The 14178-nt window shown below is 67.9% G+C and carries 12 protein-coding genes; 6 read left to right on the forward strand and 6 right to left on the reverse strand.

Annotation, left to right across the window (positions count from 1 at the left end):
• The 4 genes from VHR41_02675 to rpsL form a co-directional block, all read right to left on the reverse strand.
• Positions 1-464: GTP-binding protein (locus VHR41_02675; GenBank protein HEX3233073.1), on the reverse strand; the 464-nt coding region annotated here is incomplete at its 3' end.
• Between the two features lie 56 nt (positions 465-520).
• Positions 521-2617 (reverse strand): elongation factor G, encoded by a 2097-nt coding sequence (fusA, locus tag VHR41_02680; GenBank protein ID HEX3233074.1) that lies wholly within the window; start codon positions 2615-2617, stop codon positions 521-523.
• A gap of 328 nt (positions 2618-2945) precedes the next feature.
• A complete protein-coding gene (rpsG, locus tag VHR41_02685; GenBank protein ID HEX3233075.1) occupies positions 2946-3416 on the reverse strand; it encodes a 30S ribosomal protein S7 in 471 nt (156 codons plus the stop codon).
• Positions 3413-3823: a 30S ribosomal protein S12 gene (gene rpsL / locus VHR41_02690; GenBank protein HEX3233076.1), complete on the reverse strand. Its 411-nt coding sequence runs from the start codon at positions 3821-3823 to the stop codon at positions 3413-3415. Before rpsL ends, rpsG begins: the two co-directional genes overlap by 4 nt.
• Before the next feature lie 279 nt (positions 3824-4102).
• Here rpsL and VHR41_02695 point away from each other — a divergent pair, with 279 nt between their 5' ends.
• The 6 genes from VHR41_02695 (at position 4103) to VHR41_02720 (ending at position 10856) form a co-directional block, all read left to right on the forward strand.
• Positions 4103-6799 (forward strand): zinc-dependent metalloprotease, encoded by a 2697-nt coding sequence (locus VHR41_02695; protein HEX3233077.1) that lies wholly within the window; start codon positions 4103-4105, stop codon positions 6797-6799.
• A 7-nt stretch (positions 6800-6806) separates the two neighbouring features.
• Positions 6807-6965, forward strand: coding sequence for a hypothetical protein (locus tag VHR41_02700; protein HEX3233078.1), 159 nt, complete (start codon positions 6807-6809; stop codon positions 6963-6965).
• A gap of 43 nt (positions 6966-7008) precedes the next feature.
• On the forward strand, positions 7009-7950 hold the full coding sequence (locus VHR41_02705; protein HEX3233079.1) for an ATP-binding cassette domain-containing protein: 942 nt from the start codon (positions 7009-7011) through the stop codon (positions 7948-7950).
• A complete protein-coding gene (locus VHR41_02710) occupies positions 7943-9001 on the forward strand; it encodes an ABC transporter permease (protein ID HEX3233080.1) in 1059 nt (352 codons plus the stop codon). The genes VHR41_02705 and VHR41_02710 overlap by 8 nt, the downstream gene beginning before the upstream one ends.
• 294 nt (positions 9002-9295) lie before the next feature.
• Positions 9296-10378 (forward strand): hypothetical protein, encoded by a 1083-nt coding sequence (locus VHR41_02715; GenBank protein HEX3233081.1) that lies wholly within the window; start codon positions 9296-9298, stop codon positions 10376-10378.
• 58 nt (positions 10379-10436) lie between these two features.
• The gene (locus tag VHR41_02720) at positions 10437-10856 is read left to right on the forward strand and encodes a BsuPI-related putative proteinase inhibitor (GenBank protein ID HEX3233082.1); all 420 of its coding nucleotides are present in this window, start codon (positions 10437-10439) and stop codon (positions 10854-10856) included.
• A gap of 49 nt (positions 10857-10905) precedes the next feature.
• Here VHR41_02720 and VHR41_02725 read toward each other — a convergent pair whose 3' ends face one another.
• Together VHR41_02725 and VHR41_02730 are read right to left on the reverse strand one after the other, a co-directional pair.
• A complete protein-coding gene (locus VHR41_02725; protein HEX3233083.1) occupies positions 10906-11508 on the reverse strand; it encodes an ACT domain-containing protein in 603 nt (200 codons plus the stop codon).
• A gap of 245 nt (positions 11509-11753) precedes the next feature.
• Positions 11754-14178: hypothetical protein (locus VHR41_02730; protein ID HEX3233084.1), on the reverse strand; the 2425-nt coding region annotated here is incomplete at its 5' end.

A 14178-nucleotide genomic window follows, 5' to 3' on the forward strand; every position in this document is an offset into this window, starting at 1 on the left:
CGCACCTCCAGCTCCACCAGCTCCAACAGCTCCGGGTCGTCCACCATGTCCACCTTGTTCATGAACACCACGATGTAGGGCACATTCACCTGCTTGGCCAACAGGATGTGCTCCCGGGTCTGCGGCATCGGCCCGTCGGCCGCCGACACCACCAGGATCGCCCCATCCATCTGGGCCGCCCCCGTGATCATGTTCTTCACATAGTCGGCGTGCCCCGGACAGTCCACGTGGGCATAGTGCCGCTTGTCCGACTCGTACTCCACGTGCGCCGTGGCAATCGTGATCCCCCGCTCCCGCTCCTCCGGCGCCTTGTCGATCTGGTCGTACGCCGTAAACTGCGCCAGCCCCTTCTTCGCCTGGATCGCCGTGATCGCCGCCGTCAGCGTCGTCTTCCCGTGGTCCACGTGCCCGATCGTCCCCACGTTCACATGCGGCTTCGTCCGCTCGAATTTGGCCTTGGCCATGATCGTCCTATCCTCGAGGCTTCCTGGGAAAAGAAGGCGGCGTGCCTGCCGGCTGCCTACGCCTTCGCCTTGCTGATGATCTGCTCCGCGACGCTCTTGGGGACTTCTTCGTAGTGGTCGAACTGCATGGTGTACACCGCCCGGCCCTGCGTCATGCTGCGGAGCGTGGTGGAGTACCCGAACATCTCGGCGAGCGGGACGTCGGCCGCGACCACCTGCGCCTCCCCCCGCTGGGTCATCCCGCCGATCTTGCCCCGGCGGCTGGAGAGGTCGCCGATCACGTCACCCAGGAAGTCGGAAGGCGTCACCACCTCCACTTCCATGACCGGCTCCAGCAGGATGGGGCCGGCCGCGCGGGCCGCCTCCTTCACCGCCATGGAGCCCGCGATCTTGAACGCCATCTCCGAGCTGTCCACGTCGTGGTAGCTGCCGAAGACCAGCGTCGCCTTGACGTCCACCATGGGGTAGCCGGCCAGGACGCCGTTCTCCAGCGCCTCACGGATGCCGGCCTCGACCGGCTTGATGAACTCGCGGGGGATGACGCCGCCCACGATCTTGTCCTCGAAGATGAACCCGGCGCCCGCCTCGGTCGGCTCGAAGTTGATGACCACGTGGCCGTACTGGCCCTTGCCGCCGCTCTGCCGGATGAACTTGCCCTCGATATCGCTGACCTTCTTCCGGACCGTCTCCCGGAACGCCACCTGGGGCTTGCCGACGTTGGCCTCGACCTTGAACTCCCGCTTCATCCGGTCGACCAGGATCTCCAGGTGGAGCTCGCCCATGCCGGCGATGATGGTCTGCCCGGTTTCGGCGTCGGCGCGCACCCGGAAGGTCGGGTCTTCCTCCTGCAGCTTCTGCAGCGCGATCCCCAGCTTGTCCTGGTCCGCCTTGGTCTTGGGCTCGATGGCGACGTCGATGACCGGGTTGGGGAACTTCATCGCCTCGAGGATGATCGCCTTGTCCTCGTCGGAGAGCGTGTCGCCGGTGCGGGTCTCCTTCAAGCCGATGGCGGCGCCGATGTCGCCGGCGAGCACCTCGTCGATCTCTTCCCGCTTGTTGGCGTGCATCTGCAGCAGCCGGCCGACCCGCTCCCGCTTGTCCTTGGTGCTGTTGTAGACGTAGCTGCCCGACTTGAGCGACCCGGAGTAGACCCGGAAGAAGGTCAGCCGGCCGACGTAGGGGTCGGTGGCGATCTTGAACGCCAGCGCGGCGAACGGCTCGCCGTCCGAGGCGCAGCGCTCGACGTGGGTGTCGTCGTGCTGCGGCAGGTGCCCCTTGATGGGCGGAATGTCGGTCGGGCTCGGCAGATAGTCGATGACCGCGTCGAGCAGCGCCTGCACGCCCTTGTTCTTGAACGATGCCCCGCAGAGCACCGGGATCAGGCCGCCGGAGACGACCGCCTTCCGAAGCGCCTGCTGGATCTCCTCGAAGCTGAGCTCGGCGCCGCCCAGATACTTCTCCAACAGCACCTCGTCGTGCTCCAGCGCCGCCTCGATCACCTCGTGCCGGGCCTGCTCGACCCGCTCCCGATACGCCTCCGGGACCGGCATCTCGGTGAAGCTCTTGCCCAGCGTCTCGTCGTCGAAGATCACCTCGACCCGGCGGAGCACGTCGATGTGCCCGGTGAAGAGCTCGCCCGTGCCGACCGGAAGCTGGAGCGGATACGCCTTCTTGGTGAGGCGGTCACGGATCATCTTGAGGCAGCGATCGAAGTCGGCCCCGACCCGGTCCATCTTGTTGGCGAAGATGATCCGGGGCACGCCGTAGCGGTCGGCCTGGCGCCAGACCGTCTCGGTCTGCGGCTCGACGCCGGCCACCGAGTCCAGCAGGGTCACGGCGCCGTCGAGCACGCGGAGCGAGCGCTCCACTTCGACGGTGAAGTCCACGTGACCCGGGGTATCGATGATGTTGATGCGGTACTGGGTGCCGTTCCGGACCCAGAAGCAGGTGGTGGCGGCGGAGGTGATGGTGATCCCCCGCTCCTGCTCCTGTTCCATCCAGTCCATCGTGGCCGCACCCTCGTGCACCTCACCGATCTTGTAGTTCTTGCCGGTGTAGTAGAGGATGCGCTCGGTCGTCGTCGTCTTCCCGGCATCGATGTGGGCCATGATGCCGATATTGCGATAGCGATCGAGCGGGGTCTGACGTGCCATGGTGTCCTAGTTTCTCGTAACGAAAAAGCGGGGCGACCGACCCGGCTGGCATCGCCTCTCGGCGCCCCGGTGGTATCGCTCCGCGCACATCCGGGCCGTGGCCCTGGATGAGGGACCCCCGGAGGGCCCCACGCGTTGTCTTTGGAGGATCAGAGGTGACCCCGCGCCAGAGGGCGCACGCCACGTGATCCGATGTCCTTGGAACTCGTCTGGAACTCGCTCTAAAGTGCCAAGCCACGAAAAACTAATGGCTTGGCTCCACGAGTCAACCCCGACGAAGCGGGCGCCCCGATAGAGGCGCCCGCCCTGTTCTGTTCCATCAAGTGCCCTACCAGCGATAGTGTGCGAACGCGCGGTTGGCCTCGGCCATCCGGTGGGTGTCTTCCTTCTTCTTGATGGTGTTGCCCTCGCCCTTGGAGGCCAGGATCAGCTCCGCCGCCAGCCGCTCCGCCATGGTCTTCTCGGTCCGCGCGCGCGCGAAGGAGATGAGCCAGCGCATGGCCAGCGCGGTGCGGCGGTCGGGCCGAACCTCGACCGGAACCTGCAGCGACGCGCCACCGACCCGGCGGCTCTTCACTTCCAGCGTGGGCTTGGCGTTGTTGACCGCCTGCTTGAACACCGACACGCCGGGCTGTCCCGTCCGCTCCTCGATCATGTCCATGGCCGAGTAGAAGATCCCCTCGGCGACACTCTTCTTGCCTTCGAACATGAGGTTGTTCACGAACTTCGACACCGTCTGGCTGTCGTAGCGCGGATCCGGCGGCACCGGGCGCTTGACCGCCTTATTTCGCCGGCTCACTTCTTAGCTCCCTTGGCTGCCGCCGACGCACCGGCCTCCTTGGGCCGCTTGGCGCCGTACTTGGATCGGCTCTTCCGGCGATCGTTGACGCCGGCCGAGTCGAGCGTCCCGCGCACGATGTGATAGCGCACGCCCGGCAGGTCCTTCACCCGGCCGCCGCGGATCAGCACGATCGAGTGCTCCTGCAGGTTGTGCCCTTCCCCCGGAATGTAGGCCGTGACCTCGAATCCGTTGGTGAGCCGCACGCGGGCCACTTTCCGAAGCGCGGAGTTGGGCTTCTTCGGGGTGGTGGTGTAGACCCGGGTGCAGACGCCCCGCTTCTGCGGATTCGATTTGAGCGCCGGCGCTTTGTCCTTGGCCAGAACGTCTTTCCGGCCGTGCCGGATGAGCTGATTGATGGTCGGCATATCCCAGAGCTTGGAGTCGCGTGATTCCCCATTTCGGGGACAGACCGGCAAAAGTATACGTGGAGCGGGCTTGCGTCAAGCCGAACGGTGCTGGCGCACGCCGCGTCGGGCCATGCCGCTTTTTGCGCGCCGGGTGGCCTTTTGAAAGGGCCCCCCAGGCAGAACCCCTGCACTCGGGCACAGCATCCGGGCCGGCGCGGCGGCCCCCAATTTGCCCCTCCTCATCAGTGAAGCACCCTCTGCCGGACCCGCGACCCTCGTGTGGAGCAAACAGACCTGGTGCACCTCTCTCGCCCAGCGACGCTGCTGGCCCTTGCCGTCGTGTCCGTCTCCGTCCCCGCCACCGCCCAGCGCGCCGATGGCCCGGCACGGCCGTTCGCGGAGGTCACCCGCGGCAGCGAGATGGGGAGCGGCCTCTTTACGATCTATTACCAGCACGAAAACATCTATCTGGCACTGAGTCCCCGGCAGCTCGATCACGACTACCTGCTGGTCACCCAGGTCTCCCAGGGCATCGGGGAGCTCGGGCTGGATGGCGGTGCCTCGCTCCGCTCGGATCTAGTCCGCTTTCACCGCGAGGGCGATAAGGTCGAGCTCTGGGTGGTGAATCCCCACCAGGCCGCCACGCCCGGCTCGCCGATGGCCCGGACCGTTGCCTACTCGTTCGGTCACTCCGTGGCTCAGTCGTTTCCCATCGCCGCCGTCCGCGACAGCAGCCAGATCCTGCTCGACATCGCGCCCTTCTTCCTCTCCGACTGGGCCGACCTCGGCAGCGTCTTCCAGGGGGCCGCCGCACAGCGGAAGGTGGCCGCTACCATCACCCTCGACGAGAAGCGCTCCAGCCTGCAGGAGCTGCATCTCTTTCCCGGCAACGTGGAGGCCGAGGTCCGCCTCACCTTCCAGAGCACGCGCAACCTCGGGCTGGAGACTGTCTCCGACTATCGCTGGATTCCGATCGGCATTCACTATTCCCTGCTCGAGCTGCCCGCGACGCCGATGCGCTCGCGCTTCGCCGACGACCGGGTGGGCTATTTCGTCTCCGCCCTCAAGGATTTCAGCCGGGACACCGCCGAGAGCTTCTTCGTCCGCTACGTGAATCGGTGGCGGCTGGAGAAGAAGCACCCGGGGGCCGCGCTGAGCGAGCCGGTCCAGCCGATCACCTACTACGTCGACCGCACGGTGCCGCTGGAATGGCGTCCCTACGTGCGCGCGGGCATCCTGGAATGGAACCGGGCATTCGAAGACGCGGGGTTCCGCAACGCGATCCAGGTGCTGGACGCCCCCGACGACAGCTCCTGGAGCGCCGCCGACGCACGGTACTCCACCGTGCGGTGGACCGCCACCAATGAGTCGGTCTACGCCGTCGGTCCCAGCAACGTGGATCCGCGCACCGGCGAGATCCTCAATGCGGACGTCCTCATCTCGGCGGCCTGGATCCAGCGCTGGCGCGGCCAGTCCGGCCAGTACGGCGCCACTGCGGGCTCGCTGGAAACCGTCTTTCAGGAGGATTCACTCCTGCTGGTCCCGGGCGCCGATGGCCGCCTCTGCCGCTATGGCGAAGGGCTGAGCCGGGACGGCGACCTGGCCCGCACCGTCCTCGCGGCCCGCGGCGTTGTTCCCCCGGGCGGCGAGGTGAACCGCGACTACATCGGGCAGGCGCTCAAGGCGCTAGTGATGCACGAGGTCGGCCACACCCTGGGCCTGCGGCATAACTTCCGCGGCTCGGCCGGGGCCACGGCGGCGCAGCTGGCCAGCCGCGCCTGGACGGCGACGCACGGACTCGGCGTCTCGGTCATGGACTACCTCCCGCCGGCGCTGGCGCTCGACCCCAGCCGCCAGGGCGATTACTACGCGCCGACCATCGGCAGCTACGACCGCTGGGCGATTACCTACGGGTACGCCGATGTGGGCCCCGCCGTCGCATCCACGCCGTCGGCGAAGGGCAGCGATGGCGAGCCCAGTGAGTCCTGGAGCCCGGACATCGAGCTCAACGGCCTGCACGCGATCGCGTCCGAGGCCGCCGAGCCGGAGCACCTCTATGCCTCCGACGAGGACGCCGGGTTCGGCGGCCTGGGGCTGGACCCCACCGTCTCCCGCTACGACATGACCGACGATCCGCTCGGCTGGGCGCGCGACCGCGTCGCCCTGATCGACGGCATGTTCGACTCGCTGGAGACCCGCGCCGTGGCCCCGGGCGAGAGCTATGCCCGCCTCCGCTCCGCGTTCGTCAGTCTGCTCAACGATCGCTGGTATGCGCTGCTGGTCACGACCAAGTATCTGGGCGGCGCGGTCACCAGCCGGGATCACCGGGGCGACCCCGGCGCCCGTGAGCCGGTGGCCACCATTCCGGCCGACCAGCAGCGCGCCGCGCTGGAATTCCTGGCCTCGGCGGCTTTCGGCGAGGGGGCCTACCATTTTCGACCCGAATTGCTCAAGCTATTGGGTCCGGACCGCTGGTCGCACTGGGACGCGTCACCAGCGCGCGACGGACGCATCGACTTCCCGCTCCATGACTGGGCGGCCACCCAGCAAGGCTCGCTGCTCGGACAGCTGATGGACCCCGCGGTCCTCTCCCGGATCCGCGACGCGGAGCTTCGCGCGTCGCCCTCGGATCCGACGGTGGGACTGCCGGAGCTGTTTGCGACCCTCACGGCCTCCATCTGGGCCGAGGTGGGGCCGGGCACGCGCGGCAAGTCGGGGGCGAGGAACATCAGCTCGGTGCGGCGGGACCTTCAGCGCCAATACCTGAACGGCCTGGTTCGTATGGCGGTGAGCCCGGCCCCGGGCACGCCGGAAGACGCCCGTGCCCTGGCGCGGGTCACCTTGGCCGGGTTGGGGGCCGACCTGAGCCGGGCCACGGCCGGCTCCCGGTCCGAGCTCGATCCGTATACCCGCGCCCATCTGATCGATTCGCGCGAACGCATCACCCAGGCGCTCAACGCCGGAATGATTCAGACCACCACCTTCTCGAGGTAGCGGCACCATGTTCCCCATCGCCCAGGCTGACCCGTCGCCGATTGTGCAGACCGCCGTCTACCTGGCCGGCGTGCTGGGCGGCTACCTCCTGCTCACCACGCCCGACGATTGGGCCTGGGTGCGGGAGACGGTGCGATCGGCCTGGGACCGGCGCCGCCGGGACTGAGCCCCAGCGCAGGACCTCTCCCTCCCGCCGTTATCATTCCCTCATGGCGGGCCTGGCCAGCGACACCCCACTCAGCGTTCACCAACTCCGGAAGACCTATGGCGAGGTCGTCGCGGTCGACGGCCTCGATCTCCAGGTGCGGGCCGGGGAGTGCTTCGGCCTGCTGGGGCCCAACGGCGCCGGCAAGACGACCACCATAGAGATCTGCGAGGGGCTCACTCCGGCGGACAGTGGCGAGGTGGTCGTTCTGGGCCGCCGGTGGGGACGAGACGACAAGTCGCTCCGGGAGCTGCTGGGCATCTCGCTGCAGGAGACCCAGTTCTCCGAGAAGCTCACGGTGGGAGAGACGGTCCAGCTCTTCCGCAGCTTCTACCGGCGGGGACCGACCGCCAGCCAGGTGATCGAGACAGTCCAGCTGGGGGAGAAGGCCGGCGCCCGCATCGGCCAGCTCTCCGGCGGCCAGCGGCAGCGGCTGGCTCTCGCCTGCGCCCTTGTGGGCGACCCCGAGCTCCTCTTCCTCGACGAGCCCACCACCGGCCTCGATCCGCAGTCGCGCCGGCAGCTCTGGGACGTGGTCGAGCGATTCAAGTCGAGCGGCCGGTCCATCCTTCTCACCACCCATTATATGGAGGAGGCGGAGCGGCTGTGTGAGCGGGTAGCCATCGTGGACCACGGGCGGATCATCGCGCTGGGCACCCCGGGTGAGCTGATCGAGTCGCTGGGCGCCGAGCACGTGCTCGAGTTCGCCGTGGCCGGCGAGGGATCGCTGGAGGAAAGCGTCCTCGCCGCGCTCGACGGCGTCGGGGCCGCCGTCCGGCGGGACGGCAGCTACCGGCTCCAGGTTTCGGAGCTGCACCGAACCATGCCAGCCCTGCTGGGCGAGCTCCGCCGCCGGGGAGCGCAGCTCACCGAGCTCCGCACCCACTCCGCCACCCTGGAGGACGTCTTCGTCGCGCTGACGGGACGGCAGCTGCGCGATGAGTGAGCGCCGGCGTTGGCGGGAGCACCCGCTGGTCCAACTCACACTGGTCCGCTATCGCGAGTTCTATCGCGAGCCGGAGGCGGTCTTCTGGGTCTTCATCTTCCCCATCCTGCTCACGGCTGGGCTGGGCCTCGCCTTCCGCAGCCAGGGGCCGGAGCGCACCCGGGTGGCGGTGGTTGGACCCGCGGAACGGCAGGCCGAGGTGGCCCGCGCGCTCCGAAGAGACCGATCGCTCACGGTGGTTCTGCTGGCCGATTCCGCCGCGGAGGACTCGCTCCGGAGCGGCCAGGTCGCGCTGCTGGTGGTGCCCCGGCCGAACGGGGGCGTCGAATACCGCTTCGACCCGGACCGGCCCGAATCGCGGATGGCGCGGCTCCTGACGGACGCGGCGGTGCAGCGGGCCGCGGGTCGGCCCGAGCCGGTGCCGGTAGTCGAGCGAGTGGTGCGCGAGCCCGGGGCGCGCTACGTGGACTTCGTAGTGCCGGGGCTGCTGGGCATGAACCTGATGGGAAGCGGCATCTGGGGCATCGGCTTCGCCATCGTCGACGCCCGGCGGAAACATCTGCTCAAGCGGCTGGTCGCGACGCCGATGCGGCGAAGCCAGTATCTCGCCTCGTTCCTGCTCTCCCGGCTGACCTTCCTCTGCCTCGAGGTAGTCCTGCTGCTGGGATTCGCGGTGGTGGTGTTCGGCGTCCCCATCCGCGGCTCGCTGGGTCTGCTGGCGGTCATCTGCCTCATCTCGGCACTGGCCTTTGCCTCGCTTGGCCTGTTGATCGCCTCACGGCCGCGGACCGTCGAGGGTGTATCGGGGCTGATGAATCTCGTCATGCTGCCGATGTGGATCTTCTCCGGCGTCTTCTTTTCCTCATCCCGCTTTCCTGACGCGGCCCAACCGTTCGTCCGGGCGCTTCCACTCACCGCCGTCATCGATGCGCTCCGGGCGACGATGTTGCGGGGAGCCGGATTGGACCAGGTGCTCCCGGAGCTGCTCGTGATTGGCGCGTGGCTGATCGTGGGGTTCACGGTGGCAGTGCGGGTATTTCGGTGGAGGTAGGATGGGGCAGAGCCAGCCCGGGGAGAGTGAGGGGAGCGTGGGTTACCTTGTCCCGGGGGCAGTGGATATCTTCGGGGTGCTTCATGATCGCCCGAACTTTTCAAACCTAACCGCCGTGAGGCCAGCATGTTGAGCAATCGCATCCTGGTTGTCTCCTTGATCTCAGGGGCAATCGTTTTCGCCACAAGCTGTTCCGATGATTCCACCCAACCGAACCCCGCCGACCAAGCCACTCCTAGAGCCGTCAGTATCCCACAGGGCTCGCCCGATGATCCCGTCGCCCTGGCGCGCGGTGTGCCCGGATTCGGCGGATTCTTTGTGGATGAGCAGGGCAGGCCCACGATCTACCTGAAGGATGCCACCCAGCGAGGCGCGGCCGAAAAGGCGCTGACTCCGTGGTTCACCTCACGGGGGCGGAACAGGGCGGAGATGCAGGTACGCAAGGCGGACTTCGACTGGGCCGACCTGGACCGCTGGTTCAATCAATCATCCGGTGAGGTCCTGAGCGTGGCAGGGGCAGTATTCACCGACGCGGACGAGGCCCGGAACCGGGTGCGTATCGGTGTCGAGCATGCGGCGGCCGCGGGCCAGGTTCGCAACGTGCTCGCGCGCCTGGGCATCCCAGCGGCGGCCGTGAGCGTCGAGATCACCGAGCCGATCCGGCAAGTGGCGACGCTGCAGGGCTCGGTGCGGCCGGTGGTGGCCGGGGTCCAGATCAATTTTCCCGGGTTCCTCTGCTCCGTCGGATTTAACGCCTCCCGCAGCGGCACCAGGGGATTCGTCACCGCCTCGCACTGCACCAACACGCAGGGCGGTGTGGAAAGCACGCCGTACTGGCAACCGCTCCAGAGCGTCAATCCGACCCAGATCGCCACCGAGGTCGCCGATCCGGCCTACACCACCGGTGGGTCGTGTCCGTCCGGGCGGCGGTGCCGCCGGAGCGACGCGTCATTCGCCAACTACATCAACAGCACGGCGAACACGCTGGGCGCTATCGCACGGACCTCGAGCACCAACAAGAGGAATCTCACCATCGCAGGGAGCTGGACCATCACGTCGGATGCGACCTCGTCGAATTTCACGATCGGCGAGACGGTGAACAAGGTGGGCCGTACCACCGGGTGGAGCCAGGGTCCGGTCACCAGCACCTGCGTGAACGTCAACGTGAGCGGCTCGAGCATCACCCAGCTCTGCCAGACGGCGGTCTCGGCATCCGTCGGGGGCGGAGACAGCGGGTCGGACGTGTTCAGTATCACCAGTGGGACGAACGTCAGGTTGGATGGCGTCCTGTGGGGCGGCTCCAGCAACGGACGGACCTTCATCTTCAGCCCGCTCGCCAACGTCGAGGGCGAGTTGGGATCACTCACGACTCACTAAACAGGCTCCAGCGCGTCGGCCGTTCCTTGGGCGGCCGACGCCGCCTGCCACACTCCAGGTGCTCCACGCCGCCGCCCTGGCCGCCACGCTCGTCCTCGATTCGATGACGCTGCATCTCTCGGTTCCCGCCCATGTCCGCGCGGGAGAGCCGGTGCCGGTGACGCTCAGCGTCACCAATTCCGGCGCTTCTCCGGTCACCCTCTATCTCAAGGGGCGGCCGACTGCGTTCGATATCATCGTGCGACGGAAGGGCGGCGCGGTAGTCTGGCGTCGCCTGCGCGGGGCGACGCTGGTGATGGTACTCCGGGTCGAGACGGTGCCGGCGGGCGGATCGCTCCTGTTCGAGGACGTCTGGCATCAAGAGACCCAGGCAGGGGCGCCGGTCGAGCCGGGAGACTACACCGTGACCGGTGAGCTGCCGACCGACCAGCCCGAACCACTGCGGACGGCGCCGGTTCTCTTGCGTATCGATCCCTAACGCCGGATCCGCCGAGGCGCCCGCTGACGGAAATGCCGACTGGCGGGGATCACTTCGCGTCGCGCGACCGCGCCCGGCGCTCGGGCCCGTGCAGGATGGTGTCGCCCTCAGCCGCCCGGGCGGGATGCACCTCCAGCTCCACTCCCTGCCCGTTGGCCACCGCCTCCAGCTCGCGCCACAGGTCCGCCCGGGCGGGCTCCGTCTCCGGCAGACGCAGGTTCATCCGAAGCCGGAACAGCGGCTCGCCACTCATCGGCGCGGACTCGGCGGCCGATTCGAGCTCCAGCAGGTTCCCTCCGTGCCGGCGCACCGTTTCGGCGAGCGCGTGGATGATGCCCGCGTGGTCGATTGCCCGGGCGTGCACCACCACCTCCGGCGCGGACGGCACGTCCGCCCGCCTGGTTGCCACCCGCAGCGGGGTGGCGCGGATACCGTGTTGGTCCTGGAGCCGGTCGAGCCCACTCACGACCGCCTGAAGCTGGGCCGGCTCACCGGAGACGAGCACCATCAGCCCTGCGTAACCGCCGAGCACCACGACCCGGCTGTCCTCCACGTTGCAGCCCAGGTCGGCGATGAATCCGGTCAGGTCGGCCACCAGCCCGAGGCGGTCGGGCTCGGTGGCGGAGAGGAGGAGCAGCTCACGTTGGGCCATACCATTCTCCCTGGCGAGGCTGGGATAGGTCGGAATATCCTCTACGTTGCTGCCCGCGTCGGGAAAGGCGCAAGAGGCTGGGCTGGGATCTACTCTGGACACTACTCCTCGTCCGGCATCAAGGCGCATCCCCAGGAGAGAGTACCGGAACCCCTGAGCGATGCGACCACGCCAGCGGGCGGAAACACGACGCGCCCGGGAGCCAGGCTCCCGGGCGCGTCGTGTTGCTCCTCGTTGGGTGACGTCTACAGCTCGTCGTCCACCAGCGCCGCCGCCAGCGCGGGCGCCGGCACCGGCTCCTCCACCCGCGGCGGCGGCGCCTCGTAGCCCGCCGGCGGCTGGATGTCGATCTCGGCGTAGCGGTAGATGCCACTGCCCGCCGGGATCAGGTGCCCGATGATGATGTTCTCCTTGAGGCCCAGGAGATCGTCCTTGGCCCCCCGGATCGCCGCGTCGGTCAGCACCCGCGTGGTCTCCTGGAACGACGCCGCCGAGATGAATGACTGGGTCGTGAGACTCGCCTTGGTGATGCCCAGCAGCACCGGCTCGGCCTCCGCCGGCTCGCCCTTCCGCTTGAGCACCCGCTCGTTGTCGTCCCGGAAGGTCAACCGGTCCACCGTCTCCCCCTCGAGGAAGTCGGTGTCGCCCGGCTCGGTGACCCGCACCTTCTGCAGCATCTGCCGCACGATGACGCCGATGTGCTTGTCGCTAATGCGCACACCCTGCAGCCGGTAGACCTCCTGCACCTCGTTGAGCAGATACTCCTGCACCGCCCGCGGCCCCTTGATGAGCAGAATGTCGTGCGGGTTCACCGGGCCCTCGGTGAGACGGTCGCCCGCCCGCACCCGGTCGCCCTCGTGCACCCGGAGGTGCTTGCCCGCGGGCACCTCGTACAACTGCGGCTCGGTCTCCTCCGCCGCGCCCGCCGGGGTCTCAGGGTAGACGTAGATCTCCCGCTTGCCGCGCTTGATCTCCCCGAACTTGACCACGCCGTCCACTTCGGAAATCGTGGCCGGGTCCTTGGGCCGCCGCGCCTCGAACAGCTCCGCGATGCGGGGAAGGCCGCCGGTGATGTCCCGGGTCTTGTACGCCTGCCGCGGGATCTTGGTGACGGTGATGCCCTTGGTCACCTTGACCGGCGCGCTCAGGAAGACCGTCTTGTCCTTGCTCTCCTTCTTGGTCTTGCTGGGCCAGGCCTCGTTGATCGGCCGCTCGTCCACGTGGAACTTGGTGCTCCACGGATTGGCGCCGTCCGGGATATCCATCGCCCGGGTGACCTGGTCGGTGGGCGAACCCAGGATGACGCGGCTGCCTTCCGCCAGGGTGTACTCCTGCGGGTCCTTCCGGTTGGGCATGTAGACCAGCACCGACGGATGCAGCTCCCGGTCCGGGTCCGCCATGACCACGATGCTCCGGAGTCCGGTGCCCTCGTCCAGCTCCTCGCGAAGCGTGACGCCCGGTACCAGGTCCTTCCACCGGAGCTCGCCGTCCGACTTGATGATGCTGGGATCGTTGTACGGGTCCCAGGTGTACAGGATCGTCGCCCGGCGCTCGTTGTCGCCCTTGGTGACCAGATCGCCCTCCTTGACTGCCAGGAGCGCGCCCTCGGGCACCGGGTAGCGGTTCAACACTCGCTTCGGGTCCTTCGGGTCCACCACTAGGATCCCTTCCTTGCTCTCGTCCGACGCCGACTCGTCCTCGCGGGTGAGCACGACGCGGGTCACGCCCTTGGTGCCGTCCTCGAACTCGACCGGCACGTCCGCCCACTCGAGGCCGTCGGTGTACTTCACCTTCCCGTCCGACCGCGCCCGGCGCTCCGCCTCTTCCGCGATGCGGGAGGAGGTGCCGCCGATGTGGAAGGTCCGCAGCGTGAGCTGGGTGCCCGGCTCGCCAATGGACTGGGCCGCCAGAATGCCGACGGCTTCGCCCATGTCCACCATGTCCATGGTGGCCAGGTTCCGGCCGTAGCACATCCGGCAGACGCCCCGGCGCGCCTCGCAGGTGAGGACCGAGCGGATCTTGACCTTCTCGATCCCGGCGTCGTCGATCGCGTTGCTCACTTCCTCGTCGATCAGCTCGCCGGCGGAGATCAGCAGCTTCAGGTCGCCATCGCTGTCCAGCTCGTGCGGATCGAACACGTCCTCGGCCGCGACGCTGCCGAGAATGCGCTCCCTGAGGGGCTCGATGATGTCCTCCCCTTCCTTGAGCGCCGCGATCTCCAGGCCCAGGACCGTGCCGCAGTCCTCCTCGGTGATCGTGACGTCCTGCGCCACGTCCACCAGGCGGCGGGTGAGGTAGCCGGCGTCGGCCGTCTTGAGCGCCGTGTCGGCCAGGCCCTTCCGGGCGCCGTGGGTCGAGATGAAGTACTCCAGCACCGTGAGCCCTTCCCGGAAGTTCGACTTGATCGGGCTCTCGATGATCTCACCGATGCCGCCGGTGAGCTTCTTCTGCGGCTTGGCCATGAGGCCGCGCATGCCGGCGAGCTGCCGGATCTGGTCGCGCGAGCCGCGGCTGCCGGAATCGAACATCATGAACACCGGGTTGAACCCGCCGCGGGAGACCCGCATCGAGTTGATCATCGCCTCGGCCACGTCGTTGTTGGCGTGGGTCCAGGCGTCGATCACCTTGTTGTACCGCTCGCCGAAGGTGATCTGGCCGGTGTTGTACGCC

Source organism: Gemmatimonadales bacterium (assembly GCA_036265815.1).
Taxonomy (GTDB): Bacteria; Gemmatimonadota; Gemmatimonadetes; order Gemmatimonadales; family GWC2-71-9; genus CAVVWJ01.

Coding starts and splice junctions, on each gene's coding strand:
- VHR41_02710 (HEX3233080.1), top strand. CDS start 7,943: ATGAGTGAGCGCCGGCGTTGGCGGGAGCACCCGCTGGTCCAACTCACA.
- VHR41_02725 (HEX3233083.1), bottom strand. CDS start 11,508: ATGGCCCAACGTGAGCTGCTCCTCCTCTCCGCCACCGAGCCCGACCGC.
- VHR41_02705 (HEX3233079.1), top strand. CDS start 7,009: ATGGCGGGCCTGGCCAGCGACACCCCACTCAGCGTTCACCAACTCCGG.
- fusA (HEX3233074.1), bottom strand. CDS start 2,617: ATGGCACGTCAGACCCCGCTCGATCGCTATCGCAATATCGGCATCATG.
- rpsL (HEX3233076.1), bottom strand. CDS start 3,823: ATGCCGACCATCAATCAGCTCATCCGGCACGGCCGGAAAGACGTTCTG.
- VHR41_02700 (HEX3233078.1), top strand. CDS start 6,807: ATGTTCCCCATCGCCCAGGCTGACCCGTCGCCGATTGTGCAGACCGCC.